This is a genomic window from Sphingomonas sp. NIBR02145, assembly GCF_027359115.1.
Classification (GTDB): Bacteria; Pseudomonadota; Alphaproteobacteria; order Sphingomonadales; family Sphingomonadaceae; genus Sphingomonas; species Sphingomonas kyeonggiensis_A.
Genome location: NZ_CP114791.1, coordinates 2,915,028 through 2,941,422 on the forward strand (window position 1 = coordinate 2,915,028; position 26,395 = coordinate 2,941,422).

24 protein-coding genes are annotated in these 26,395 nt (G+C 67.2%); 12 read left to right on the plus strand and 12 right to left on the minus strand.

Annotation, left to right across the window (positions count from 1 at the left end; genetic code table 11):
• Positions 1 to 173 precede the first annotated feature (173 nt).
• The gene (locus O3305_RS12905; protein WP_269572925.1) at positions 174 to 2,549 is read left to right on the plus strand and encodes a TonB-dependent receptor; all 2,376 of its coding nucleotides are present in this window, start codon (positions 174 to 176) and stop codon (positions 2,547 to 2,549) included.
• 79 nt (positions 2,550 to 2,628) lie between these two features.
• Here O3305_RS12905 and O3305_RS12910 read toward each other — a convergent pair whose 3' ends face one another.
• Both O3305_RS12910 and O3305_RS12915 read right to left on the minus strand, forming a co-directional pair.
• Complete coding sequence (locus O3305_RS12910; RefSeq protein WP_269572926.1) at positions 2,629 to 4,425, minus strand: hypothetical protein; 1,797 nt, start codon at positions 4,423 to 4,425, stop codon at positions 2,629 to 2,631.
• 163 nt (positions 4,426 to 4,588) lie between these two features.
• Positions 4,589 to 4,996, minus strand: coding sequence for a GFA family protein (locus O3305_RS12915; RefSeq protein WP_269572927.1), 408 nt, complete (start codon positions 4,994 to 4,996; stop codon positions 4,589 to 4,591).
• 241 nt (positions 4,997 to 5,237) lie between these two features.
• Here O3305_RS12915 and O3305_RS12920 point away from each other — a divergent pair, with 241 nt between their 5' ends.
• Both O3305_RS12920 and O3305_RS12925 read left to right on the plus strand, forming a co-directional pair.
• Positions 5,238 to 5,924 (plus strand): helix-turn-helix transcriptional regulator, encoded by a 687-nt coding sequence (locus O3305_RS12920; protein ID WP_269572928.1) that lies wholly within the window; start codon positions 5,238 to 5,240, stop codon positions 5,922 to 5,924.
• A 65-nt stretch (positions 5,925 to 5,989) separates the two neighbouring features.
• A complete protein-coding gene (locus O3305_RS12925) occupies positions 5,990 to 6,976 on the plus strand; it encodes a potassium channel family protein (RefSeq protein ID WP_269572929.1) in 987 nt (328 codons plus the stop codon).
• 2 nt (positions 6,977 to 6,978) lie between these two features.
• Here the strand turns inward: O3305_RS12925 and O3305_RS12930 are convergent, their stop codons facing one another.
• Positions 6,979 to 7,413 (minus strand): VOC family protein, encoded by a 435-nt coding sequence (locus O3305_RS12930; protein ID WP_342250728.1) that lies wholly within the window; start codon positions 7,411 to 7,413, stop codon positions 6,979 to 6,981.
• 95 nt (positions 7,414 to 7,508) lie between these two features.
• On the opposite strand from O3305_RS12930, the gene O3305_RS12935 reads away from it, so the two are divergent.
• Both O3305_RS12935 and O3305_RS12940 read left to right on the plus strand, forming a co-directional pair.
• Positions 7,509 to 7,874 carry an ArsR/SmtB family transcription factor gene (locus tag O3305_RS12935; protein ID WP_269572930.1) on the plus strand — a complete coding sequence of 122 codons (366 nt, stop codon included), beginning with the start codon at positions 7,509 to 7,511 and terminating at the stop codon, positions 7,872 to 7,874.
• Positions 7,855 to 8,340 carry an SRPBCC family protein gene (locus O3305_RS12940; RefSeq protein ID WP_269572931.1) on the plus strand — a complete coding sequence of 162 codons (486 nt, stop codon included), beginning with the start codon at positions 7,855 to 7,857 and terminating at the stop codon, positions 8,338 to 8,340. Before O3305_RS12935 ends, O3305_RS12940 begins: the two co-directional genes overlap by 20 nt.
• A gap of 117 nt (positions 8,341 to 8,457) precedes the next feature.
• Here the strand turns inward: O3305_RS12940 and O3305_RS12945 are convergent, their stop codons facing one another.
• From O3305_RS12945 to O3305_RS12960, 4 genes are all read right to left on the minus strand, one after another.
• Positions 8,458 to 8,817 (minus strand): hypothetical protein, encoded by a 360-nt coding sequence (locus O3305_RS12945; protein ID WP_269572932.1) that lies wholly within the window; start codon positions 8,815 to 8,817, stop codon positions 8,458 to 8,460.
• Positions 8,818 to 8,995: 178 nt separating this feature from the next.
• The gene (locus O3305_RS12950) at positions 8,996 to 9,214 is read right to left on the minus strand and encodes a hypothetical protein (protein ID WP_269572933.1); all 219 of its coding nucleotides are present in this window, start codon (positions 9,212 to 9,214) and stop codon (positions 8,996 to 8,998) included.
• 126 nt (positions 9,215 to 9,340) lie between these two features.
• A complete protein-coding gene (locus O3305_RS12955) occupies positions 9,341 to 9,538 on the minus strand; it encodes a hypothetical protein (protein ID WP_269572934.1) in 198 nt (65 codons plus the stop codon).
• A gap of 62 nt (positions 9,539 to 9,600) precedes the next feature.
• Positions 9,601 to 10,977 carry a helix-turn-helix domain-containing protein gene (locus tag O3305_RS12960; RefSeq protein ID WP_269572935.1) on the minus strand — a complete coding sequence of 459 codons (1,377 nt, stop codon included), beginning with the start codon at positions 10,975 to 10,977 and terminating at the stop codon, positions 9,601 to 9,603.
• 339 nt (positions 10,978 to 11,316) lie between these two features.
• Here O3305_RS12960 and aceA point away from each other — a divergent pair, with 339 nt between their 5' ends.
• Both aceA and O3305_RS12970 read left to right on the plus strand, forming a co-directional pair.
• On the plus strand, positions 11,317 to 12,603 hold the full coding sequence (gene aceA, locus O3305_RS12965; protein WP_269572936.1) for an isocitrate lyase: 1,287 nt from the start codon (positions 11,317 to 11,319) through the stop codon (positions 12,601 to 12,603).
• Between the two features lie 23 nt (positions 12,604 to 12,626).
• On the plus strand, positions 12,627 to 12,779 hold the full coding sequence (locus O3305_RS12970) for a hypothetical protein (RefSeq protein ID WP_180147184.1): 153 nt from the start codon (positions 12,627 to 12,629) through the stop codon (positions 12,777 to 12,779).
• Between the two features lie 105 nt (positions 12,780 to 12,884).
• On the opposite strand, the gene O3305_RS12975 is transcribed toward O3305_RS12970, so the two are convergent.
• Complete coding sequence (locus O3305_RS12975) at positions 12,885 to 14,342, minus strand: MFS transporter (RefSeq protein WP_269572937.1); 1,458 nt, start codon at positions 14,340 to 14,342, stop codon at positions 12,885 to 12,887.
• 150 nt (positions 14,343 to 14,492) lie between these two features.
• Between O3305_RS12975 and O3305_RS12980 the strand changes: the two genes are divergently transcribed.
• Both O3305_RS12980 and O3305_RS12985 read left to right on the plus strand, forming a co-directional pair.
• Positions 14,493 to 15,638 carry an acyl-CoA dehydrogenase family protein gene (locus tag O3305_RS12980; protein ID WP_269572938.1) on the plus strand — a complete coding sequence of 382 codons (1,146 nt, stop codon included), beginning with the start codon at positions 14,493 to 14,495 and terminating at the stop codon, positions 15,636 to 15,638.
• Between the two features lie 110 nt (positions 15,639 to 15,748).
• Positions 15,749 to 16,537, plus strand: coding sequence for an SDR family oxidoreductase (locus tag O3305_RS12985; protein ID WP_269572939.1), 789 nt, complete (start codon positions 15,749 to 15,751; stop codon positions 16,535 to 16,537).
• A 223-nt stretch (positions 16,538 to 16,760) separates the two neighbouring features.
• Here O3305_RS12985 and O3305_RS12990 read toward each other — a convergent pair whose 3' ends face one another.
• The 4 genes from O3305_RS12990 to O3305_RS13005 all read right to left on the minus strand — a co-directional run bounded on the left by O3305_RS12990 (position 16,761) and on the right by O3305_RS13005 (position 21,399).
• Positions 16,761 to 17,063: a UrcA family protein gene (locus tag O3305_RS12990; protein WP_269572940.1), complete on the minus strand. Its 303-nt coding sequence runs from the start codon at positions 17,061 to 17,063 to the stop codon at positions 16,761 to 16,763.
• A gap of 87 nt (positions 17,064 to 17,150) precedes the next feature.
• Positions 17,151 to 18,695 (minus strand): M56 family metallopeptidase, encoded by a 1,545-nt coding sequence (locus tag O3305_RS12995; RefSeq protein ID WP_269572941.1) that lies wholly within the window; start codon positions 18,693 to 18,695, stop codon positions 17,151 to 17,153.
• Positions 18,692 to 19,066 carry a BlaI/MecI/CopY family transcriptional regulator gene (locus tag O3305_RS13000; RefSeq protein WP_269572942.1) on the minus strand — a complete coding sequence of 125 codons (375 nt, stop codon included), beginning with the start codon at positions 19,064 to 19,066 and terminating at the stop codon, positions 18,692 to 18,694. The genes O3305_RS12995 and O3305_RS13000 overlap by 4 nt, the downstream gene beginning before the upstream one ends.
• A gap of 77 nt (positions 19,067 to 19,143) precedes the next feature.
• Entirely contained in the window at positions 19,144 to 21,399 is a 2,256-nt protein-coding gene (locus O3305_RS13005) for an NADP-dependent malic enzyme (RefSeq protein ID WP_184164537.1), read from the minus strand.
• Between the two features lie 227 nt (positions 21,400 to 21,626).
• Between O3305_RS13005 and mutS the strand changes: the two genes are divergently transcribed.
• From mutS to O3305_RS13020, 3 genes are all read left to right on the plus strand, one after another.
• Positions 21,627 to 24,206 carry a DNA mismatch repair protein MutS gene (gene mutS / locus O3305_RS13010; RefSeq protein WP_269576511.1) on the plus strand — a complete coding sequence of 860 codons (2,580 nt, stop codon included), beginning with the start codon at positions 21,627 to 21,629 and terminating at the stop codon, positions 24,204 to 24,206.
• Positions 24,203 to 24,427 (plus strand): hypothetical protein, encoded by a 225-nt coding sequence (locus O3305_RS13015; RefSeq protein WP_184164533.1) that lies wholly within the window; start codon positions 24,203 to 24,205, stop codon positions 24,425 to 24,427. Before mutS ends, O3305_RS13015 begins: the two co-directional genes overlap by 4 nt.
• A gap of 163 nt (positions 24,428 to 24,590) precedes the next feature.
• The gene (locus O3305_RS13020) at positions 24,591 to 26,300 is read left to right on the plus strand and encodes a cellulase family glycosylhydrolase (RefSeq protein WP_269572943.1); all 1,710 of its coding nucleotides are present in this window, start codon (positions 24,591 to 24,593) and stop codon (positions 26,298 to 26,300) included.
• Positions 26,301 to 26,395 lie beyond the last annotated feature (95 nt).

Consider the following 26,395-nt stretch of genomic DNA (forward strand, 5'->3'; position numbering starts at 1 on the left):
CCGGAGCGAAAGCGCCACCAAGAACCTTGCGGATTGTTGCCATTTGGCAACGCAGCATGGCCAACCGCCCCCGCGTCATCAAACTGTCGCGCTCCCGTAACGGTACCGTCCCCAACCCTGCCTAGCCGCCCGGTCGAGGGCGGCCAGCCGGTCGCCGGGATGGGAAAGATCACATGACCGAATTTTCGCGCCGCCGGCTGCGCCATGGCCACGCTTATGCCGTTCTGATGGCCTCGGCCGCGCTGGTTTCGCTCGCGCCCGCCGCGCATGCCCAGACCGCCGACAACACCGTCGCCGTCGCCGATGAGGACACCGGCAGCGACGCCACCATCGTCGTGATCGGCAGCGGCCAGACCCGCTCGGTCTCCACCCTGCTCCCCTCGAACCTCGACACGCTGCCGCCGGGCACCAGCGTGCAGAAGGCGCTCAACTTCCTGCCGGGTGTCAGCGCCCAGTCGATCGACGCGCTCGGCACCAACGAGCAGTCGCTCACCCTGCAGGTCCGCGGCTTCAACACCACGCATCTCGGCTACACGCTCGACGGCATGCCGCTCGGCGACGGTGCCTATAACAACTACAACGGCCTCACGATCAGCCGCGCGCTGATCTCGGAGAATCTCGGCCGCGCCGATCTCGCCACCGGCATCGCCGGCCTGGCCATCCCCTCGACCAGCAATCTGGGCGGCGCGCTGACCTATTTCAGCAGCGATCCGAAGAAGGAAATGGGCGTCTCGGCCAGCATCACCGCCGGCAGCGAGAAGAGCCGTCGCGGCTTCGTCCGCATCGACACCGGCGAGCATGGCGGCTTCTCGGCCTATGTCTCGGCGCAATATGTCGAGCAGGACCTGTTCGTGAACCAGGGCGCCTATAACTGGTCGAACGGCAAGCAGCTCAACGCCAAGCTCCAGTACCAGGCCGACGGCATCAGGATCACGGCCTTCGCCGACGTGTCGCGCACCAACCAGGCCGACGATCCCTATCTGTCGAAGGACATGCTGAACCGGCTCGGCTGGGACTGGGCCGGCTATGCGCCCGACTGGAACCGCTATCTCGGCGTCGCCGCCTGCACGGTGACCACCACGCCGATCAAGTGCGCCGCCGCCCCCTCGCCGCAGAAGAACGCGGACGTCACCTTCACCAACGGCCAGATCCTGCGCAACGACAATTTGTTCTACCTGGCCGGCGACTTCGACCTGACCGGCAACCTCAGCGTCCGCACCCAGGTCTATCATCACAATGACAAGGGCGCGGGCAACAACTGGATCGCGGGCCTGTCGAACCAGGGCACCACATCGACCGCGGACGACCTGCCCGTCCAGATCCGCGACACGCGCTACACGATCGATCGCACCGGCGTGGTCGGCAGCCTGACCTGGAAGCTGGGCTTCAACGAGCTCCAGGCCGGCCTGTGGGTCGAGCAGAACACCAGCAGCGCCGCGCGCTATATCTGGACCAACGTCACCGGCGTGTTCAGCCTCGCCCAGTTCCTCGGCGGCGTGCCCAACACCGCCCAGTGGGTGCAGGAGACCCGCTGGAAGACCCACCAGTTCTTCGTGCAGGACACGGTGCGCCTGTTCGACGACGCGCTGACCGTCGATTTCGGCTTCAAGAGCACCTATTCGCGCTCGAACGCCTATGCGATCCGCGGCATCGCCGTCACCGCGCCGCCCGCCTCGAGCCAGTTCGCCACTGGCTCGCTGGTCGCCAAGGACAATTTCCTTCCCGAGGTCGGCGTCCACTGGAACGTCGCGCCCGGCCATGAGCTGTTCGCCAGCTATGCCGAAAACATGGCCATGTACCAGGGCGGCTTCAAACTCGGGCCGCAGTCGGTCTCGCAGACCGTGTGGAACCAGCAGGGCCAGTATCTCACGCCCGAAACCTCGAAGAGCGTCGAGGGCGGCTATCGCTATGTCGGCGGCCCGCTCCAGGTCGCGCTCAGCGGCTATTACGTCAAGTTCGAGAACCGCCTGCTGCAGTACAACCCCTGCCCGACCAACCAGCAGCAGAACCCGGGCTGCGGCAACAGCTTCCACAATGCCGGCGGCGTCACCAGCAAGGGTGTCGAGCTCGGCGTGCTGTGGAAGGCGACGCCCTGGCTGAGCTGGTACAATTCGGCGTCGTACAACAAGTCGACCTATGACGAGAATCTCAACTGGTGCACCACCACCTGCGTGGTGAAGATGACTGCCGGCAAGCAGCAGGTGGACACGCCCAAGGAGATGCTTGCCAGCGTGCTCACCCTCCACACCGGCGGCTTCTCCGCCTCGGTCCAGGGCAAGTATACCGGCCGCCGCTACTATACCTACACCAACGACCAGAGCTTCGGCGGCTACACCACCGTCGATCTCGGCATGGGCTATGATTTCGGCGATCTCGCCGGGCTCAAGAGCCTCAAGCTTTCCCTGAACGTCACCAACCTGACCGACAAGCGCTACGCGTCGAACTTCGACAGCAGCGTCTTCGCGCCGGACGACGCGGCGGGCAGCATCGTGGTGTTCCACTCCTCGGCCCCGCGCCAGGTGTTCGGCACGCTCAGCACGTCCTTCTGATCGCCGGTCCACGCAAACGGAAAGGCCGGGGTTCGCGCCCCGGCCTTTCGCATTTTCCACGGCTCCGCCGCACCCGGCCTCAGGGATTGAACGCGTCGTTCATCCAGGTCTCGGTGCAGCTCTTCGGGCGCCGGTTGACGGTCAGTTCCTTGACCACATCATCGGTTCCCGCCCCGCGCCGTCCGATCAGGATCGTCGCGATCTTCGCATTCCCGCCCTGAAGCACCGGATCGAAGCCGAACGAGAAGATGAAGGGTCGCGGCGTGGCTTCGCGAGACAGCACCAGCGCCGCCGCCGCCCGGCCATTGGCCGGGAGTGGGAAGAAGTTCGGCCGCAGCGGCAGCATCAGCGTATCGCTGCCCTGTCGCGGCGCGAAGCAGCCGATATTGGAGAAGTTCTGGTTGAGCAGAGTCAGCGCTTCGTCGCGCGGGCGCTCGAAGCTGATCTCGGACTGCGGCATCAGCGCCTGCGCCGCATCGTCGGCCAGGACGATCCTGATCTTGTCGGCGAAGCGCACCGTCAGGTCGGGATTGAGCGGCGTCCCCGGGGGCGCCTGGATGATCCCGCCGAAGCTGGTCATCGCGGCATGCATCGCCAGAAGGGGCGCCTGCGTCGTGGGTGGCGGCGGCGGCACCTCATCGGTGACGACGACCCCCAGCTTGGCCAGATTGGCGCGCCCCTCGGTACCGAAACAGGTGAGCTTGCCGGGATGATCGCGCACCGCTTCATGGCTGGACCTGGCCGCGACCGCCCAGAGGAACGCATCGATATCGACTTCGGACAGGTCGAGCGCCTTCAGCGCCGGGCGGGCGGTCGAGCAGGCCCCGTCGAAGCCCGCGGCCGAAGTGGCATTGTTCAGGCCGTCGAACACGCCCGTCGCCAGCGCCTGGCGCACCGTGCGCAAATTGCCCCCCGCGGCTTCGGCCGGGATCGGCGTCGCGTTGAGCACCTCATTGGCGCGGATCGGATTGGTCTGGGTGAAGGTCGTCGAATAATATTGCCCCTTGCGGAACAGCGACGCCTGATAGTTGAGCGAGATCGTCATGCCGCCCGTGAGCGTCGCGGGGAGCGTCCTGGGCAGCGGCGGGAACCCCAGATAGACGAACACCCGGTTCGCCCGGGTGCCCTGGCCGGGATCGGCCTCGAAGCTGGCCGGCGCTTCCGTCTCGACATCGGTCGTCAGCAGCTTCGCCGTCTCGGTCTTCCCCAGCGGAGTCGCCGCGCCGACGATCGGGCCGAGCCCCGCCGAGATCGTGGTGGCGAACAGGTTGATCCCCGCCCAGAGCTGGTCGAGCCGCTGGCTGTTGGGCTCCAGCTTGTAGACCGACTTGAACGCGACCGTGAGCCGGTCCTCGTAGATCGTGTTGGTCGGGTCGAACGGTACCAGCAGCGAAGCCGCGTCCAGCACATCGTCATCGCCCTGCTGGCTGCCGGCAATCTTCAGCTTGCAGTTCTTCTCCTCAGGATTCTCGACCGCGATCAGGCGCAGCTCGCGCGACGTCCGCTCGCTCCCCCGCGCGCGCAGGCCCACCCGCGCGGTGAGGCTCCAGACGCCCTTCTTGTCGAAGATCTGCTGGTAGAGCCCGCCCTCGTCGCTTCGCCATTTCGCGAACTCTTCTCCCGACTTGAACGCCGCGCGCGGGCAGATCGCCGCGTCGGCGATGGCGGTCTGCTCGAAACGCAGCCGATAATAGCCGGCATCGATCTTGTTGGCCGAATCGCGCTGCGGATCCACGCCCTGCGCGCGCTGCTCGACGATCCGCCCCTTCAGCCCGTTCCGGAAACCGGACACGGCTTCGGCGCCCTGCGCCAGAACAGGCAGCGGCGCGCACGCCGCCACCAGAGTGAAAACCGTCAGATGCGAACGAAATATCATGCTACCCCCCAGCTCATGATTACCCGAACAAAGGAAATAGTAACCATGAACAGCGGAAGCGCAAGTTACTCCGCGCCGACATCCGCAATCTGATAATTGTCCTCTTCAATAAATCCGCCGCCTATTGGCCGCGAAGAACTCCGGCGCGTCCGCCGGCCTCTTCCTACAGGATCGCCTTCTCCTCGGCCTCCTGCCACCAGGCGTCGTGCAGACCGTCGGCATAGCGGACCGGCGCCGCCTCCAGCTCTGCCAGCGGCACATCGTCGAGGCACAGGACCTGCACCGAGACGAAATCGCCGCCGATCGCCTCGACATGCCCGTCGCCGAACGGCGCGATCCCGCAATAGACGCAGAAGCGGTGATGCCCGCTCTTCGTGCCGAACTGATATTCGCCCAGCGCATCGCGGCCAGAGAGCAGCCGGAACTGGTCGGGCTTGAGCACCACGCCCCAGTTGCGGCGCTTGCGGCAATAGCTGCAATTGCACTTTCCGGTGCCCGCCGCGAGGTCGATATCCGCTTCGAACGTCACCGCGCGGCAATGGCAGCTGCCCTGATAGGTCTTCGTCGTCATGTCCCGAACTCCCGTTTGTCTGTGTCGGGACTCGACCTACTGCCACGCTGCTGCCAGCATGGTGTCAGCAGCGTGGCAGTAGATTTGCGGTGCCGGCCCGCTCCCCCACCCGGCCTCCCAACGGCAGTATTCTATGGGAGTGTTAGGTCGGTCATGCCCCCAGCATGACGTGAACAGCGCGGGGCGCTGTTCACCTAACACTGGGTGGGGGAGCGGGCTGGTGCCGCCAAGGAACAAGCAAATGCGGAAAGCGGATCGCCTCTTCCAGATCGTCCAGATCCTTCGGCGTTCCCCGCGCCCGGTGACCGCCGACGCGATCGCCGCCGAGCTCGAGACCTCGAAGCGCTCGGTCTATCGCGACATCGCCGCGCTGATCGGCCAGCGCGTGCCGATCCGCGGCGAGGCGGGGATCGGCTATGTCCTCGAAAGCGGCTTCGACCTGCCGCCGCTGATGCTCACCGCCGACGAGATCGACGCGGTCGCGCTCGGTGCCACCTGGGTCGCCGGCCATGCCGATGAGAGCCTCGCCCGCGCCGCCAGCGACCTGCTCGCCAAGATCGCCGCCGTGCTGCCCGAGGAGATGCGCCCGTTCCTCGGCAATCCCGCCGCCCGCGCGGTGCCGGCCTTCGATCGCCCGGTCGACGGCATCGACGCCACCCAGCTGCGCGCCTGGATCCGCGCCGGCCGCAAGCTGCGCCTGGACTATGCCGACGAGCAGGGCCGGGCGACCAGCCGCACCGTCTGGCCGCTGATGATCGGCTATGCCGACGCCACCCGCATGGTCCTCGCCTGGTGCGAGCTGCGCGCCGATTTCCGCACCTTCCGGCTCGACCGGATCCTGGCGGCGGAGTTCCTCGACGCATCGATCCCCGGCAGCGCCGCCCAGCTCCGCGCCCGCTGGCTCAAGGAAATGCGGGAGAGGGGCTGAGGTCGGCCAGGCGCCATTGCTTCCCCCGGCGCCCGCCCCCTATGGTCCGCGGCATCGGGGGAAACATGAAGCGCACCTGGTCCGGCCGGATTGGCCGACACTGTAAATCGATCGCCCTGGCCGTGCAGGTCGTCGGGATGGCGTTCGTCTATCAGCAGATCTGGGAGTGGCGGCCCGACTATTTCCGCGTCGAGAGCAAGCTCAACGACTTGCCGCTCGATCTCTATGCCGCCGCGCGTTCCTACAGCGTCACCTCGGGCCGCCCGCTGCCGCAATTCACCGATCCCGATGTCGATGCCGCCGTCGCCCGGATCCGCGGCGCCTATCGCGATCTCCAGGCGCGCACCGCCGTGATCGACGGCGAACGCCGGGCGCTCGACGCGCGGCGCAAGGCCGAGCAGCAGGACAATGTGCCGTTCCAGGCCAGCATGTGGCGCCAGGCCGAGGCCTATCGCAAGTCCAGGACCGCGCCGTTCGACAGCCAGCTCGCCGCGATCGCCCGGCAGCAGCAGGACATTCTCGACGCCCATCACGCCAGGACCAACGAGGAGCTTCCGGCGGGCCCCGATGCCATCAGGCATGCGGACCTGGCGATCAAGGCGGCGGAGCTCAGGGTCAAGGCGATCCAGGCGGACATCGATGCCAGCGATCACATCCTCAAGAACCTGAACGCGTTCCAGCGCCAGCCCGCGCAGCAGGCCTATCTGGCCCGGCTCAGGGAGACCGCCGCGCTCGAGAAGCGCCTGTCGGACCACCAGCTCTCGATCTACGATCTCAACGGCAGGCTGTACGATGCGTTCGCTGCCTATCTCACCGCAGCGAAGGCGAAGCTCGGCTATCTCGACTTTCTCTATTTCAGCCTGGGCGGGGCGACCACCGCGAACTTCGGGGACATCGCGCCCAATCACAGCATAGTGCGCGCCCTGTACTCGGCGCAGATCGTCATCAGCATGGTCCTCGTCGCCTGGTGGATCAACGATTTCATCAGCGGGAAGCCCCGCCGCCGGCGTTCGCGCAGGAAACCCGCGGCCTCGTCCGCCGAGCCGGCCTGAGATCACGCCTCGAACGTAACCACCACGCTCTCCGCCGAAACCTCGGCCGGGCCGTGAAACACCGCCTCGATATTGTTGCCGTCGGGATCGATCAGGAAGGCGCCGTAATAGCCGGGATGATAGGGTCGCTCGCCCGGTGCGCCATTGTCGGTGCCGCCCGCCGCCAGCCCCTCCGCATGGAAGCGATCGACCATCGCCCGGTCCCTGGCCTGGAAGGCGATATGGTGCCTGCCGGTGAGCTTGCCCGCCGCCGCTTCGCTGTCGGCGGTCGAGATGAACAGCTCGTCCGCCCAGAAAAACTCCTCGCCCTCGCCCGCGATCGGCACGCCGATCACCTCGAACACCTTCCCGTAGAAACGCCGGCTGGCGCCCAGGTCGCGCACGACCAGCTGGATATGATCGATCAACCGCCCGCGATGCAGCTGCATGGTTTCCATGGGGATGCTCCTCTCTCGCCAGAGGCAACCGGCAGCGGCCGCACACGGTTCCCTGCGCTTGCATGCAAATCCGCGATAGGCTAACACTGAACCACATGGTTCAGTTTTCAGCCACCGCCCGCCTCGACGCTTCCTTCGCCGCTTTGTCGGACGCCACGCGCCGCGGCGTGCTCGAGCAACTCGCACGCGCGGAAGCGTCGATCACCGATCTTGCCGAACGCTTCCACATGACCCTCACCGGCATGAAGAAGCATATCCACGTCCTCGAGCGCGCCGGGCTGGTCGTCACCGAGAAGATCGGCCGGGTGCGCACCTGCCGGCTCGGCGCGCAGGGCCTCGCCGACGAGGCGGCCTGGATCGCCGGCTATCACCAGCTCTGGAACGCGCGCTTCGATGCGCTCGACCAGGTCATCGCGGAACTCAAAGCCCAGGAGAATTTGGATGAGCCTGAACGCCACTGAACTCGGCGCCACCAAGGTGACGCGCACCTCGGACACCGAAGTCGAGGCCACCCGCCTGTTCGACGCCCCGCCGCATCTCGTCTGGCGCGCCTGGACCACGCCCGAGCTGTTCCAGCGCTGGTGGGTACCCGCCTCGCTCGGCGCGCCGATGCATGTCCGCGAGCTCGATGTCCGGGTCGGCGGCGGCTATCGCATCGAGTTCGACGGCGAGGGCGGCCAGGTCTGGGCATTCTTCGGCAAGTACGTCGAAGTGGTCCCCAACCAGCGCATCGTCTGGACCAACGAGGAGAGCGAGGATGGCCCGATCTCCACCGTCACCTTCGAGGAGCGGGACGGCAAGACCCTGCTCACCTTCCACGAGCGCCACCCCTCCAAGGAAGCGCTCGACGCCAATATCGGCGGCAGCGAAGGCCTGCCCGAGCAGTTCGCCCAGCTGGCGGAATTGCTGGCCGAACAGGCGGCGTAACCCAAACACCCCAAACTGCTCCCCGGCGAAAGCCGGGGCCCAGGGTTTCTCTGCCGTCTTGCTCGGTTACCCCGGGCCCCGGCCTTCGCCGGGGAACAGCAAAGCCGATCGCGCGCGCTAGTTCACAAACCCGTTGAGCGTGATCGGATCGCCCGACATCAATGTCTGCGTCTGCAGACCCATCGCCGTCGGCCAGGTCACGATCACGGTGCCGGCGAAATTGGTGATCTCGAGCACCGGCGCGCCACCGGGAGCATTCAGCGGCACCATAATGTTCGCGGCAAAGCTGGTCCCGCTCTCGACATTGAAGTTGATCGCACCCGAGGTGATGTAGAGCGACGAGAACGGGAGCGTGCCGGACATCGACAGGGCGCTCGTCGTGTCGAGCGCGAAATTGCCGTTCTGCACAAGGATCTGCGACGTCGTCGTCGTCAGCATCGCGTTCTGGAAATTGATCGTGATCATGCTCATCGACATCGCCCGTCCCCCTGGAATTGCGCGCCCTTCCTATCCGGTCGCCCGCACCGGCGTTAGCGCGATTGCCGCGCTTCCGGTGCTAATCCCACGCAGACCTCAAGGGCGCTCGCTCGCCGGAAAAGCGCGATCTGAAACATACCGCTCTCCCTACCCAGCTGGGAATGGCGATGAGCGAGAACTAGCCGGCAGGCGTGCGCGCAGCGAGCCAATAGAGAAACGCAGCCGCGCCAAAGGGTATGACGAAAAACAGGAAAAACACCTCCGGCGCTTCCAGGATCAGGGAGGGGTAGAAAATATATCCAAGCCAGAGCGGGAAGAGCATGACGATAGGCGTGGTCCACAGCGACACCGCCACCCTTCGCAGCTTCTGCTGCCGATTGAGCTTCCACCACCACATCGCTCGATCCTGCCATGGGCCATTCCCGGCTTCCAGTCTTTGATCGCACGGAACGTCTGGCCCTGGTCCCCCGCAAACCCGAACTCTCGCGCCCGTTCGTCAGCGCCCGCTCACCAGTGACGGAAGCTACTGCCAGCTGAGCACCGTCCAGATGACACCCGTCACCTGCAGGATCAGGACGACGCCGACGCCGGTGCCCAGCCACGCCCAGACCCATGCATTGAACCGCTGGTTGCGCAGCAGATAGGCGATCGCGAAGACAGGCAGCACCCCGATCAGCGCCGCGAAGAAGAAAAGCAGATAGATCATCAGCAGGCCGGGCATGTTGGAATTCTACCGATGAAGCAGGCCTCCACAAGGGGGATGCCTGCCATGCCTCTGCGCGCCTAATCCCCCGCAAAGCCGAACGGCGTAACCCCGCTCTCCCGCTCGCTCGCCAGCGCCGCGCGCCCGGCCGGCGCCGCCGAGCGCTGCGCACAATCCGGCCGGGTGCAGGCCCGGCACCCCAGCCCCACCGGCACCGCCTCGCCCGCCAGGTCGACGCCCCGCGCCGCGGACAGCACCCGCGCCTCAGCCGCCGCCAGCCCGATGCCGATCGAGAAGCGCGCCTTCACCCCGCGCGCCCCCTGCGGGGTCCGCGCCTGGGCCAGCGTGAACCAGCGCGCGCCGTCCTCGGTCTCGACCAGCTGGCGCAGCGTCTCGTCCGCCCGGCCGAACGCCTCGGTGAGGTTCCATAACGGGCACAGGCCGGGACCTTCCACCAGCGCCGATCCGCTCGCCCCGGCGAAGCGCTTGGAGACCTGCCCTGCCCGGTCGATCCGCATCAGGAAGAAGGGAAGCCCGCGCGCGCCCAACCGCTGCAGCGTCGTCAGCCGGTGCGCCACCTGCTCGAAACTCGCCCCGAAGCGTCGCTGCAGCACTTCCATGTCATAGCCGCTCTGCTCGCACGCCCGCAGGAACCGGCCATAGGGCATCACCAGTGCCGCCGCGAAATAGCCGACCAGATGCCGCGTGTAGAGCCGCTCGCCCGCGCGATCGAGCCCGGCACCGCGCACCAGCGCCTCGATCTCGCCCCGCGCTTCCTGCGAAAGCCGCTCGGCCAGCGCGAAGGTCCGCCCCGGCACGTCGAGCAGCTCGGAGAGCTGCACCTGCCGCGCATGCAGATCGAGCCGCTTGAGCAGCCCCGGCATCACGTCCGCCGGCAGGATGCGCACGGAGAGCTGGTGCCGCACCCGCAGCCGCTCGGCCATCGCGCCATAGGGATCGCCGGCGGTCTGGCGCAGCTCGTCGGCCAGCGCCTCGGCCACCGCGTCGAGATCGGCGAAATGGTTGCGCCAGCGCTCGACCTCGCGGCGCACCTGCCGCCCGGGATCGCCCGCCCGCGCATCCGCCGCCGGCCCGCCGCCGCCCAGCCGGTCATAGGCACGCGCGAACGCCTCCGCCCCGCCCGGCGCGCCCGCCAGCCATTCCTCCATCTGCTGCCGGTCGATCTCGAGATCGGCGAACAGCGGATCCGCCAGCCGCCGACGCAGCGCTTCCATCCCCCCGCCCGGTTCGGCCGCCGCCAGCTTGCGCGGATCGAAGTCGTACACTTCGGCCAGCCGCAGCATCAGCGTGGCGGAAACCGGCCGCTGGTTGCGCTCGACCAGGTTGAGGTAGCTGGCCGACACCCCCAGCGCCTCGGCCATCGCCGCCTGGGTCAGCAGCAGCTGCCGCCGCAGCCGGCGCACGGCATGTCCCGCGAAGAGCTTCTGTTCGGCCATCCAATTCCGCCTTCAAAAACTACCCTCCCTGGAAGGGAGGGGTCGGGGGTGGGTGGAATGCTCGCGATAGGGTGCAGTCACACCAGACTCATCCGTATCGCCAGGCCCCCAACCGTCCCTAGCCCCTCCCTTCCAGGGAGGAGAATAGATGCTGTCCTACACCACATGTTCCCGATACGTTCACTCCGAACGAGTCGATCCCAATTGTAAATAATTTACAACCTTTCAAGGCAAAGGAAAGCCGCCTCAACACCCAGACCCTCACAAATGCACACACCGACTGCAAAGGGACTCAAGAAATATCCATACAGACTGGGCAACCTAGTCAAGGAACACACAATGCCGACGCGCTTCGAAGACCTGATCCCCGCCCCCACCGGCCGGTTCGACGGCATCGTGCGTCCGTACACGCCGGAGGATGTCGAGCGGCTGCGCGGCTCGCTCCCCGTCGAGCACACGCTCGCCCGCCGCGGCGCATTGAAGCTGTGGGAGCTGCTGCAGACCGAGGATTACATCAACGCCCTGGGCGCGCTCAGCGGCAACCAGGCGATGCAGATGGTCCGCGCCGGGCTCAAGGCGATCTACCTGTCGGGCTGGCAGGTCGCCGCCGATGCCAACACCGCCGGCCAGATGTATCCCGACCAGTCGCTCTATCCCGCCAATGCCGGCCCGGAGCTGGCAAAGCGGATCAACGCCACGCTCCAGCGCGCCGATCAGATCGAGCATATGGAAGGCGGCGCCAAGCGCGACTGGTTCATGCCGATCGTCGCCGATGCCGAGGCCGGCTTCGGCGGCCCGCTCAACTGCTTCGAGATCATGAAGGCCTATATCGCCGCCGGCGCCGCGGGCGTGCATTACGAGGACCAGCTCGCCTCGGAGAAGAAGTGCGGCCATCTCGGCGGCAAGGTGCTGATCCCCACCCAGGCGCATATCCGCAACCTCGATGCGGCGCGGCTTGCGGCGGACGTCGCCGGCGTGCCGACGGTGATCTGCGCCCGCACCGATGCCGAGAGCGCGCGCCTGATCACTTCGGATGTCGACGAGCGCGACCGCGAGTTCCTCACCGGCGAGCGGACCCCGGAAGGGTTCTTCCGCCTCAGGGAAGGCACCGGCGTCGATCACTGCATCAAGCGCGGCCTGGCGTTCGCCGAGCACGCCGACCTGCTGTGGTGGGAAACCTCGAAGCCGAACCTGGACGATGCCCGCCGCTTCGCCGAGGCGATCAAGAAGGAGTTCCCCAACAAGATGCTGGCGTACAATTGCTCGCCCAGCTTCAACTGGGAGAAGAATCTCGACAAGGACGATATCGCCCGCTTCCAGCGCGAGATCGGCGCGATGGGCTACAAGTTCCAGTTCGTCACCCTGGCGGGCTTCCACCAGCTCAACTACGGCATGTTCGAGCTGGCCCGGGGCTACAAGGATCGCGGCATGGCGGCCTATTCGGAGCTGCAGCAGGCCGAGTTCGCCGCCGAGGCAAACGGCTACACCGCGACCCGCCACCAGCGCGAAGTCGGCACCGGCTATTTCGATGCGATCGCCACCACGCTGGCGGGCGGATCGAGCAGCACCACGGCGCTGGCCGAGAGCACCGAGGCCGCCCAGTTCGTCACCACCGAAGCCGCCTGAAACCTGAGAAAGGAGTGATTGCCATGACCGAACCCCAGCGCAGCCGCGCCGTCTTCTCGACCGAGGATTTCCGCCTCATCCGCGACGCGGTGGCGACCCATCTCGAGAAGGTGAAGGACGCTCCCGAGAGCGTGAAATACGCCAACCTCTATCACCGCCTGGGCCGCGTGGCCTGAGGACGCCGACTTTCCCTCTTCCCCCGCGCCATCCCTGCTTCGTCGGGGATGGCGGAAGGGGTGAGGAACGACTTTCCTGGGGAGGAAAGGATGTCCGCCGGGGGGTCAGCCCTCGGCGGACATTTCCGCGCTTCGGCCGGCAAGCACGGCCACCCGGGCCTCATGCTCGGCCTTGCCGAAGGGGAAGAAGCGATAGAGGCCCGCCGCCGCCAGGGCGAGCACGGCGTAGAGGACGGAGAAGAGGATGGTCAGCCGATCCACTGCCGCCGGGGCGACCTGCCCCACCTTGGCCACCGCCGGGAAGTCGACCAGGTCGAGCAGCATGCCGGTCGCCCAGATGCCCAGGCCGCTGCAGCATTTCTGCACGAAAAAGGCGCCGGCGAAGAACACGCCCTCGTTGCGCCGCCCGGTCTCGATCTCGGAGTGCTCGACGACATCGGCCATCATCGAGGAACCCAGGATCGTCGCCGAGATGCTGCACGTCACATTGAGGACGTAGATGACGAACAGCGAAGGCAGCATCCACGGCGTGCCGGGCTCGGGAAACAGCCCGGCGAGGCGCAGGACATAGGGCAGCGCCACCCAGAAGGCGGCCGCCGCCATCAGCCACATCGCCGCCCTGGGCTTGCCCAGCCGGCGCGAGACCCGGGGCGCGACGAGAAAGGCGAAATAGGCACCGACCAGCAGCGAGAAGGCGATGATCGTGAAGTCCTGGTTCTGGAAGCGCCAGACATGGGCGTAGATATAGCTCGACAGCGCGAAGCTGACGCCCTGCGCGCAATAATAGCAGAGCCCCGCCGCCATCAGGATCAGGAAGGCGCGGTTCCGCACCGTCCGGCCCAGCTCGCCGAAATGCGCACCGAGCGACTGGCGCGTGCCCTCGGCACGGGGCAGCCGCTTGATCTCGCCATGCGTGCCCCAGGCCGAAACCAGGATCGCGAATACCATCAGCCCGGCACTCACCAGCGAGAAGGCCGGGTAGTTCTCCCGGACCAGCTGGCCGTTGGGATGGCCCGGCGAGGGCCCGAGCAGCCAGGAATAGGCAAGGATCATCATCACCAGCCCGCCGGCCCAGCCGAACAGGAAGCGATAGGACATGATCCGGGTCCGCTCCTCGTAATCGGCGGAAAGTTCCGGGGTCAGCGCCTGGCTCGGCACTTCGTACGCCGAGACCGCGGTGCGGACGAGCACCGACATGGCGAATACCCAGAGCAGCATGTTGCCATGCGAGAGCGAGGGCGGGTTCCACAGCAGGATCCAGCCCACCGCGATCGGGATGGCGGAGGCATACATCCAGGGATGGCGCCGCCCCCAGCGGCTCCGCGTCCGGTCCGACAGGAAACCGATCGCCGGATCGGCCACCGCATCGAGCAGCAGCGCGCACATAATCGCGAAGCCAACCTCGGTCGCCGGCAGGCCGAGCACCTGGTTGAAGAAGAACAGCAGGAAGGTCGAGAAGCAGAAATCCTTCACGCCGTAAGCCACCGTGCCGAAGCCATAGGCGAGCATGATGGGAGTGCGGATTCGCCGTGTCGGGGGCACTGCCGCCTGGTTGGTGTCCATGCCCTTGCGTTCCCTCTCGACCCGTTTGCCGCGCAGCATAGGTGCCGCACCCGGAGGGTCAACCGGAACAGATTGGAACATCGGGTATGGCTTGCCCAAGCCCGTGCTGGCGGTATAGCGTCCCGCTTCGAACCTGAGGAACGTGAAGCAATGGCGCTCGACCCCGAAGTCTTCGATACGCTGATCGACACTATCCGCCGCTTCGTCAGCGAGCGCCTCCGCCCGCTGGAGGGCGAGGTCGAGGCCGCCGACGCCATCCCGGCGGAAGTCATCGACGAGATGAAGGCCCTCGGCCTGTTCGGCCTGTCGATCTCGGAGGACTATGGCGGCCTGGGCCTGACGATGCTCGAGGAGTGCAGGGTCGCCATCGAGCTCGGCCGCACCACCCCGGCGTTCCGCTCGAGCTTCGGCACCAATGTCGGCATCGGCTCGCAGGGCCTCGTCATGGCCGGCACCCCGGAACAGAAAGCGCAGTGGCTGCCCAGGATCGCCAGCGGCGAGATCGTCACCAGCTTCGCCCTGACCGAGCCCGATGTCGGATCGGACAGCGGCGCGGTGAAGACCCGGGCGGTTAAGGATGGCGATGTCTACCGCCTCACCGGCACCAAGCGCTTCATCACCAATGCCGACAAGGCCGAGCTCTTCACCGTCATGGCCCGCACCGGCGACGAGCCGGGGGGCCGCGGCGTCTCCGCTTTCCTGGTGCCGCGCGACCTGCCCGGGGTGAGCATCGGCGAGCCCGAGAAGAAGATGGGCCAGAAGGGCGCAAGGGTGGCCGATGTCGTGTTCGACGACACCCCCGTCCCCGCCGCCAACCGGCTCGGCGCCGAGGGCGAGGGCTTCAGGATCGCCATGCAGGTGCTGGACCGCGGCCGGCTCCATATCTCGGCGGTGTGCGTCGGCGTGGCGGAGCGGCTGATTGCCGACTGCGTGGCCTATGCGAGCGAGCGCAAACAGTTCGGCAAGCCGATCGCCGAGCACCAGCTGATCCAGGCGATGCTCGCGGATTCCAAGACCGAGGCCCTGGCCGCCAAGGCGCTGGTGCTGGAGACCGCCGCCGCCAAGGACGCCGGCCAGAACACCACGATGGAAGCCGCCGCCGCCAAATATTTCGCCAGCGAGATGGTCGGCCGGGTGGCCGACCGCGCCGTGCAGATCTTCGGCGGCGCCGGTTACATCGCAGACTATGGCATCGAACGGCTGTACCGCGATGTCCGCCTGTTCCGGATCTATGAGGGCACCAGCCAGATCCAGCAGCTGATCATTGCCCGCGAGACGCTGAAGCGGGGCGGGTAGAAGAGAATAGCCGTCATCCCGGCGAACGCCGGGATCTCAGGCGGAAGCGCGGCGAAAGAGCCGCACAGGATCCCGGCTTTCGCCGGGATGACGAATTTGGAGAGGACAGAATGGACACAAGCACGCTCTTCCGCCTCGACGGCCGGATCGCACTCGTCACCGGCGGCTCGCGAGGCATCGGCCGGATGATCGCCGAGGGCTATGTCGCCCAGGGCGCCAAGGTCTATGTCTCGTCGCGCAAGGCCGAGGCCTGTGAGGAAACCGCCGCCGCGCTCGGCCCGAACTGCATCGCCCTGCCGATGGACGTGTCGACCGTGGAAGGCTGCAAGGCCCTCGCCGCTGCGCTTGCCGAGCGCGAGGAGCGGCTCGACATCCTGGTCAACAATGCCGGCGCCGCCTGGGGCGAGCCCTTCGACACCTTCCCGGAAAAGGGCTGGGACAAGGTGATGGACCTCAATGTGAAGTCCCCCTTCTTCCTCACCCAGGCCCTGTTCGACCTGCTCAAGGCCGGCGGCTCGGCGGAGCGCCCGGCCAAGGTGATCAACATCACCTCGATCGACGGCCAGCGGCTCAATCCCTGGGAGACCTACAGCTATCACGCCTCCAAGTCGGCGCTGATCTACCTGACCAAGCGCATGGCCGCCCGGCTGATCCGCGACCATATCAACGTCACCTCGATCGCCCCCGGCGCCTTTGCAAGCGACATGAACAAGGCGGCGCGCGACCATGGCGGCGAAGTCGCCAAGGCGATCCCGGCCAGGCGCATCGGCTATGACGAGGACATGGCCGGCGCCGCGATCTTCCTGGCCAGCCGCGCCGGCGACTATGTCGTGGGCGACACGATCACGGTCGATGGCGGACTGGTCAACGCTTCGCTGGGGATTAGCATCGACGGCTGACGCCGCTTGCAATGTAGGATCTGGCCTGCTGGGCTGGAGCAGCCGGCGCCATCGCCGGCCGCTCCTTGATGCCGTTGGGAAAATAGGATCGCGCGCTCGCAAGATTGTTGCGAGATGCGCGGCGTTGGCGGGAATTGCATCAATTTGAGGCGCCCCAAACCCCGCGCTTGGCCTGTACTTCGTGTACTTTCGCGAGTCGCCGCCCGAGCGATGTTGGAGAGGCCTAACGCCGATAATAGGCGCGACGCACCGGCTCGGGCATGGCGTCGGCCATCGACTGGCGCAGCGTGTCGAGGCAATAGCCCGTCTCGTTGCGGATCAGCTGCGGCGTGACGGTATCGCCATGCGCCCGGCAAAAGGCCCGCACCGCGGTCTCCACCCGGGCACGCAGCGCGTCGCGGCCCGCCGGGGTGTCGAGGGCAAGGTCGGCATAGGCCAGCCGGGCCGACGGCTCGGGCCGCTGCATGGGCTCCCGCGCCGCGCAGGTGCCAGCCAGGACAAGGGACAGGAACAGGATCGAACGCATCGTCATTCTCCCTTCAGTGCACCGGGCAAGCCGGCTCCGTGGCGCGAAAGCCGCGCTTTGGTTCGGCGGTGCTGGGTCAGCGCGAGGCTAGAGGACGCCCTTCATCTGCTCCGCCTGCTTCATCATTTTCCAGGCCTCGGTCCGCAGCGTCTCTGCGGCATTGCGGTACCCCTGTCGGATATCGAGCGAGAGGCCGGGGTCCTGCGCCTTTTCACGATATTCCTTTGCCGCCGCGCGCAACTGGCCCGCCGCCTCCATCAACTGCGCCACCTTGGCCTTCACATCCGGCCCGGTTTTCCAGGACAGCTTGATCGGCGCACTCGCTTCCGGCTTGCTTGCCTCCAGCGACGCCTTGACCATGCCGCGCGCCTTGGCCCCGCTCAGGTAAACCTCCTCCATGCCGGGCACAGGAGGCTTTGCCGGCGCAGGCTTGCGATCAAGAGGCGCCTGCTCCCGGACATCGGCAGGTGGCGTGACGAGCGGAGCACGCTCCTGCCTGGCGACAGTCGGCGCGACGAGCGAAGCCCGCTCCGGCCCGACAGCGCGCGGCGCACGCAGCGGCCGGCGCTCCTGCGTGGCGGGCGCCGCCGCCCGGAACCGGAGCGCGCCCGGCGCCGGGTTCGGCTGCGTCTCGAGCCTGGCCAATGCCGCCCGCAGGTCACCGCCCATGTGGGGCACCTGCACGTAGGGCTTCTCGACCAGCTGCATCGCCGCCAGCGGCGCGATGCCCAGCGGGATGCTGCCGATCAGCGCGGTGCAGAGCAGCCCGCTCGCCGGCTTGCGCGGCGCCGCGTCGAGCACAAGCCGGATCCGCCGGCCAAGCGCGCTGCGTGTCACCGCCATGCCGCACGCCGAATGCGCGCCGCAGCCGCCGGCCACCGCCAGCAGCGTCTGCGCATAATCGGCCCGCGCCACCCGCGTCACCGCGTCCTCGTCCGCCGCCAGCTCGGTCTGGCGGGCAAGCTCGGTAACCAGCAGCCAGGCGAGCGGATTGAACCAGAACAGCGCCAGCGCGACCCGCGCGGCGAGCATCACCGGCCAGTCAAAGCGGCGGACATGCGCCATCTCATGAGCAACCACCGCGGCGGCGCGGTCGGGCGAACGCTCGGTATCGGGTCCGATCAGGATCGTCGCCGGCGCCACGCCCAGGCTCAGCGGCGAGGGCACGCGCGGCGAGACGAGCAGTCGCACGGGCCGCCTCAAGGGTTCGGCGGCCCGTGCGATCGCCTCCATCCACACGGGATCGGAGACGGGCACCGCATGGCGGGTCCAACGGTGCAGCGTGAACAGGCCGAGCGCGAGACGAAGCAGGATGAGCGTGCCACCCATCATGTAGGCAAGGGCGATCCAGTCGATCTCGGGCGCGGGCGCCGCCGTCGCCACGGGCAAGACGACGGCAGCCGCCGCCTCCGGCAGTGCCGGCAACGGCGCGCTCGCGGGCAACACCGCGATCTCGAGCGCGGGCACGGTGAGGATCAGCAGCGGCAGCAACAGCAGCGCCACAACCCCGGCACGCAGCATCGCGACCCGCTGCGCCGCCGGCCGCCCGCGCAGCGCATGGTTCGCGAACAATGCAACGGCACAGGCCAGCGAGGATTTCCAGCCAAGCTCGATCAGCAGGTCGAAGCTCATTTCGCTTCTCCCCGTGCTTCGTCGATCGCGCGCTGGAGCTCGTCGATCTCGTCCCGGGTCAGCCGGGTCTCCATGCCGAGCAGCGCCGTGGCGGCGCGTGCCGCGGAACCCTGGAAGAAGGTCTGCACCAGCCGCTGCAGCGCCGTCTCCGCCACCGCATCGGCCTGTGGCACCGGGGCATAGACATAGGCCTGGTTGCGCGTGCTGTGGCCGATCAGCCCCTTGGCCTCGAGCCGGCCGAGCAGGGTACGCACCGCGGAGTCGCTGGGCGGATCGGCCATCGCCCCGCGCACGGCGGCGGCGGTGCCCTCACCCAGGCTGCACAATGCCTCGAATACCTCGCGCTCACGGCGCGGCAGCGATTCGATCACGACTCGACCTCCCTCAACCTGTTACATTTGTAGCATGCTACAAATGTAACAGGCAAGAGGTGTTTTATCGTGCTATATCAGCGGGCAATCCCGCCCGCAGCCAGCACCGCCAGCGTCACCAGTTCGCTGGCCGTGGCAGTCATCGGCGCGATCTGCACCGGCTTCTCCATGCCGATCAGCATCGGGCCGATGGTCGAATCGCCACCCAGCTCGCGAAGCAGCTTGGCCGAGATGTTGGCCGACTGCAGGCCGGGCATGATCAGCACATTGGCCGGGCCAGAGATCCGCGCGAAGGGATAGTTGGCGAGCTGGCGCTCGTTGAGCGCGACGTCCGGCGACATCTCGCCCTCATATTCGAACTCGACCGCGCGCCCGTCGAGAATCTTGATCGCGCCGCGGACATTGTCGAGCCACTGGCCTTCGGGATTGCCGAAATTGGAGTAGCTGAGGAAGGCGACACGCGGCTCATGGCCCATGCGACGGGCAACCGTCGCAGCGCCCTCCGCGATGTCGGCCAGTTCCTCGGCACTGGGCCGCTCGTTCACCGTGGTGTCGGCGATGAACACGGTGTGCGACTGGCCGACCAGCACGTGCATGCCGAACGGCGTCTGGCCCGGGCGGTGATCGATCACGCGCTTCACCTGGCGCATCGATTCGGCCCAGGTGCGCGTCACGCCGGTGATCATCGCATCGGCATGGCCGAGCTGGAGCAACAGGCCACCGAAGATGTTGCGGTCGCGATTGACCATCCGCTCCGCGTCGCGGCGGAGATAGCCGCGGCGCTGCAGGCGGGCATAGAGGAACTCGACCATTTCCGGCACCAGCGGCGAGTTGACGCTGTTGTGGACCTCGAAGTCGTCGGGATTGACGCCAAGCACCCGCAGCCGATCATGCACGCTCTCGCGGCCGACCAGCACAGGCGTGCCATAGCCGCCATCCTTGAAGGCGATCGCCGCGCGCAGCACGACTTCCTCTTCGGCTTCGGCGAAGATGACGCGCTTCGGATTGGCCTTGGCGCCCTCATAGGCGAGGCTGAGCACCGACGTCGTCGGGTTCAGGCGCGCGCGCAGCGTCTGGCGATAGGCGTTCATGTCGGTGATCGGCTTGGTTGCCACGCCCGAGTCCATCGCCGCCTGGGCGACGGCGGCGGGCACCAGTTCCATCAGGCGCGGATCGAACGGCGCCGGGATGATATAGTCGGGGCCGAAGCTGTGCTGCGTGCCATAGGCCGCGGCGACTTCCTCGGGCACCTGCTGGCGGGCGAGCTCGGCGATGGCCTGCGCGGCGGCGACCTTCATCGCGTCGTTGATCGTCGTCGCGCGCACGTCGAGCGCGCCGCGGAAGATGAACGGGAAGCCGAGCACGTTGTTGACCTGGTTCGGATAGTCCGAACGTCCGGTGGCGATGATCACATCCGGACGGGCCCGCTTGGCTTCCGGCGGCGTGATCTCGGGATCGGGATTGGCCATCGCGAAGATGATCGGCTTGAGCGCCATGTGGTTGAGCAGCTCGGCGGGCAGCGCGCCAGCGGCCGAGAGGCCCAGGAAAACATCGGCGCCTTCCAGCGCATCGGCCAGGGTGCGGCGCTCGGTGGAGACGGCATGCGCCGACTGCCACTGGTTGATGCCTTCGCGACCCTGATAGATCACGCCGGTGCGATCGAGCATCAGCAGATTGTCGTGCGGCAGGCCCATCGCCTTGATCAGCTCGGCACAGGCGATCGCGGCCGCGCCGGCGCCGTTCACCACAACGCGGGTCGTCCTGATGTCGCGCCCCGTCAGGTGGAGCGCGTTGATCAGGCCGGCGGCGGCGATGATCGCGGTGCCGTGCTGGTCGTCATGGAACACGGGAATGTTCATGCGCTCGCGCAGGGTCTGCTCGATCACGAAGCACTCGGGGGACTTGATGTCCTCCAGGTTGATGCCGCCAAAGGTCGGCTCCATCAGCTCGACCGCGTCGATGAAGCGATCGACGTCCTCGGTCTTCAGCTCGATGTCGATCGAATCGACGTCGGCGAAGCGCTTGAAGAGCACGGCCTTGCCTTCCATCACCGGCTTGGAAGCCAGCGCGCCGAGATTGCCGAGGCCCAGGATCGCGGTGCCGTTGGAGATCACGGCGACCAGATTGCCCTTGGCGGTATAGTCATAAGCGGTCGCCGGATCCTCGGCGATCGCGCGCACCGGCACGGCGACGCCGGGCGAATAGGCCAGCGCGAGGTCGCGCTGCGTCGCCATCGGCGTGGATGCGATGATCTCGATCTTACCCGGACGTCCTTCCGAATGGTACAGCAGCGCCTCGCGCTCGGAAAACTGGACGTTCGATTCCTCAGACATTTCTCTCTCCCGGATTACCCCTCCTTTAGGGGGGCGTTTCCGAGGTCGCAATGCGCGGAATCCGCCAAATGACGCTAGGTTTGCCGCGTTCCTGGTCTGATAATTTCGCGCAACCGTGCGGAAAACCGCACATCTCGCTTTTCCCCAGAAAAGCGACGAGCGGGTGTTGATCGGCGGGGACGTTCGGCTAGTCCGGAACGGACATGTCCTCCACCGCTCCCACTCCGATGATGGCGCAATATCTGGCGCTCAAGGCCGAGGCCGAGGATTGCCTGCTCTTCTACCGGATGGGCGACTTCTTCGAGCTGTTCTTCGAGGACGCCAAGATCGCCAGCGCGGTGCTCGACATCGCACTGACCGCGCGCGGCGAGCATGACGGCGAGCGCATCCCGATGTGCGGCGTGCCGGTGCATGCGATGGAGGGCTATCTCGCCCGCCTGATCAAGGCCGGCCACCGCGTCGCCATCGCCAACCAGACCGAGACGCCGGAGGAAGCGCGCAAGCGCATGGGCTCCAAGGCGCTGGTCAACCGCGCCATCGTCCGCGTCGTCACCGCCGGCACGCTGACCGAGGAATCGCTGCTCGACAGCCGCACCGCAAACTGGTGCGCGGCGATCGGAGAAGCGGGCGGCAGCGTCGCAATCGCCTGCGCCGACATCTCCACCGGCCGCTTCGAGATCATCGAGACGACGACCGACCGCGCCGGCGCCGAGATCGCCCGCCTCTCTCCCGCCGAAACCGTGGTCGGCGACGGATCGTCCTTCGACGAACTCGCCACCGTCACCCGCCCGCGCGTCGACTTCGACAGCGCCGCCGGCGAGGACCGGCTCAAGCGGCTGTTCGGCGTGGCGACGCTCGACGGCTTCGGGCAATTCTCCCGTGCCGCGCTGGCCGCGGCGGGCGGCCTCACGGCTTATCTCGAGCATAATGCCAAGGGCTCGCTGCCCTTTCTGCGCCCGCCCCGCGTCACCCGCACCGAAGCGGCGATGGCGATCGACGCCGCGACGCGCGAGAGCCTGGAACTCACCGTCAGCTCGGCGGGCACCCGCAAGGGCAGCCTGCTCGACAGCGTGGACCGTACCGTCACCGGCGCCGGCGCGCGCCTGCTTGGCAGCGACATCGCCGCGCCGCTGATGGACCGCCCTGGCGTCGAGGCCCGCCTCGATCTCGTCACCCATTTCCATGACGACGCCCTGCTGCGCGACATGGTCCGCGGCGCATTGCGGGCCATGCCCGACATCGGCCGCGCGCTCGGCCGTCTCGCCGCCGGGCGCGGCTCCCCGCGCGACCTTGGCCAGCTGCGCGACGGCCTGGACGGCGCCTGGCGCCTTGCCGAAAGGCTTGAGGCGACCGGCATTCCGCCACTGCTCGCCGACCTGATCCCGCAGATGCGCGGCCACGGTGCGCTGATCGACCTGCTCAGCCGCGCGCTCGTCCCGGAGCCGCCGGTCGATGCCGCGAATGGCGGGTACATCGCCGAGGGCTATGACGCAGCGCTCGACGACCTGCGCGACGCCGGCGCCGGCGGCCGCCGCGCCATCGCCGCGCTCGAAGCCGAGTATCGCACCCGAACCGGCATCGGCTCGCTCAAGATCCGCCATAACGGCGTGCTCGGCTATCATATCGAAGTGCCGGCCAAGAATGCCGATCCGCTGATGGCGCAGGACAGCGGCTTCACCCATCGCCAGACGCTGGCCGGCGTGGTCCGCTTCAACGCGCCCGAGCTCCACGATGTCGCGGTCAAGGTTACCCAGGCCGGCGCCCATGCGCTCGCCGCCGAAGCCGCGCATCTCGAGGACCTCACCAACCGGGCGCTCGGCGACCGCGAGACCATTGCCCGCACTGCCGACGCGCTTGCCCGGATCGATGTCTCCGCCGGCCTCGCCGAACGCGCCGCCGAAGGCGGCTGGGCCCGCCCGCATCTCGTCGAGCATGCCTGTTTCGAGATCGAGGGTGGACGCCATCCGGTGGTCGAGGACGCCGTGGCGAAGAGCGGCGGGCGCTTCGTCGCCAATGACTGCAACCTGTCCGAGAGCAGCCGGCTCTGGCTGGTCACCGGCCCGAACATGGGCGGCAAGTCGACCTTCCTGCGCCAGAACGCGCTGATCGCGGTGCTGGCCCAGGCCGGCAGCTACGTCCCCGCTGCCCGCGCGACGCTCGGCATGGTCGACCGGCTGTTCAGCCGCGTCGGCGCTTCCGACAACCTCGCCCGGGGCCGCTCTACCTTCATGGTCGAGATGGTCGAGACCGCCGCGATCCTCGCCCAGGCGACCCCGCGCAGCTTCGTCATCCTCGACGAGGTCGGCCGCGGCACCTCGACCTATGACGGCCTCGCCATCGCCTGGTCGGTGGTCGAGGCGATCCATGAGGACAATCGCTGCCGCTGCCTGTTCGCCACCCACTATCACGAGCTGACCCGGCTGGCCGAGCGCTGCGACGCGCTCACCCTCCACCATGTCCGCGCGCGCGAGTGGAAGGGCGATCTCGTCCTCCTCCACGAAGTCGCCGAGGGCCCGGCCGATCGCAGCTATGGCCTGGCCGTCGCGCGCCTCGCCGGCCTGCCCCCGATCACGATCAAGCGCGCCAAGGCAGTGCTCGACAAGCTTGAGGCCGGCCGCGCCCAGACCGGCGGGCTCGCGGCGGGGCTGGACGACCTGCCGCTATTCGCCGCCAACGCGGTGGAAGAGGAAGAAGCGGTCGATGTACTGCGCACCGAGCTCGGCGCGCTCGACATCGACAGCCTGTCCCCCCGCGAGGCGCTGGAGATGCTCTACCGGCTCAAGGGCCTGGCGGCGGAAGGCGCATGAACGCGCTCGACCTTACCGACCAGTTCCTCGCCATCCTGCTGCGCGAAGTGGGTGGCACGCGGCGGCGCTGGCGCAACGTCATCGGCCCGGTGAAGCGCTACAGCGCCGAGACCCATCCGCATTGCAACTGGTCGATTACCCCCGGCGGCGAGGCGGACGAGAATGACGCGATCGAGCGCATCGCCGATCGCCTGCGCGACAAGCACCCGATCATCGATTGATCCGAATCGGAAGTACACGAAGTACAGGCCAAGAACCGCCTTCCGGCGCCATCCCGTCGACAATTGTGATCGCTCTCAACCGCGCTTCGCGCTAGGTTCCTCCAAAACCGAACAGAGAGGACCGCCCGGAATGAAGAAGCTCGCGCTCGCCTTGCTCGCTTGCATGACAACGTTGCCAGCGTCAGCCCAGACCTTCCTGCGCGCCGATGGCCAGCGCATCGTCGACGAGAGCGGCAACCCGGTGCTGCTGCGTGGCATGGGGCTGGGCGGCTGGATGCTGCAGGAAGGCTATATGCTCCAGCTCGGCCAGCTGGGCTCGGGCCAGCAATATCGCATCCGCGCCGCGATCGCCGAGCTGATCGGCGAGGAGAAGACGGCGGAATTCTACAAGGCCTGGATCGACAACCACACGCGCAAGGCGGACATCGACATGATGGCGCGCTGGGGCATGAACTCGGTCCGCCTGCCGCTCCACTACAACCTGCTCACGCTGCCGATCGAGAAGGAACCCGTCGCAGGCAAGGACAGCTGGCTGGAGGACGGCTTCAAGCGCATCGACACGCTGCTCGCCTGGACCAGGGCGAACGGCATGTACCTGATCCTCGACCTGCACGCGGCGCCCGGCGGCCAGGGCAACGACCTGCCGATCGCCGACCGTGATCCCGACAAGCCTTCGCTGTGGCAGAACGCCGAGAACCGCCGCAAGACGATCGCACTGTGGCGCGAGCTTGCCCGGCGCTACGCCGACGAACCCGGCATCGGCGCCTATGACGTGCTCAACGAGCCCAATTGGGACTTCACCGCGCCCGGCGGCGACCATGGCTGCAAGGAGACGAGCAACGCCCCGCTCAAGCAGCTCTATACCGATATCGCCGCCGCGATCCGCCAGGTCGACAAGCGCCACATGATCATCATCGAGGGCAATTGCTGGGGCAACAATTACCAGGGCCTGCTGCCCTTCGCCGACAAGAACACCGCGCTCAGCTTCCACAAATACTGGAACACCAACGACGAAGCCTCGATCGCCGGCGTACTCAAGCTGCGCGAGACCTACGACATGCCGCTCTGGCTGGGGGAATCGGGCGAGAACTCCAATGTCTGGTTCCGCGATGCGATCAGCCTGGTCGAGAAGCACGATATCGGCTGGGCCTTCTGGCCGCTCAAGAAGATCGGCTTCAACAACCCGCTGGAGATCGTGCCCAATCCCGGCTGGGCGAAGCTGGTCGCCTATTGGACCGCCAAGGGCCCGCGCCCGACCGCCGAGGAAGCCTATGCCACGCTGATGCAGCTCGCCCGGCACGACATCCGGCACGAGAACAATGTCTTCCATCCCGACGTGGTCGACGCGATGCTGCGCCAGCCGCACGATCCCAGCCCCCGGTCCTTCGCACCGCTCGGGGTAGCCGCCGAAGGCGCCGAGATCGGCGCCACCGATTATGATCTCGGCCCGGACGGCGTCGCCTATCACGACAGCGACAACGCCAATTACCATGTCTCCACCGGCAAGGCGCGCACGCTGTGGAACAACGGGCGGACCTGGCGCAACGACGGGGTCGACATCGCCCGTGGCGAGGGCGAGAGCCTGTATGTCAGCGACTTCGTGCCCGGCGAATGGATGCGCTACACGCTGGTGGCCGAGGGCGGCGGCAGCTTCGCGGTGGAGATCGAAGTGAAATCCGACACCGGCGGCCCGCTGAGGATCACGCTCAACGGCGGCGCCCCGGTTACGCTCGCAGTGGCCGGCAAGCCCGGCTGGCAGAAATTGCGCCTCCCCGCCCCGGTCTCGCTGCTCGACGGCAACAACAAGCTGGTGCTTGGCTCCGCGGGGTTCGCCGGCAATGTGCGGCTGCTCCGTCTCCTTCCCGCCCGCTGACCCCGTCCGGGTATCGAAACGGCTCGCTCCGGAGCGGTGCAAAGACCCCATCGCGCCGTTGGCCGCCGCAATCGCTTGCGATACAAGGGCCGCAC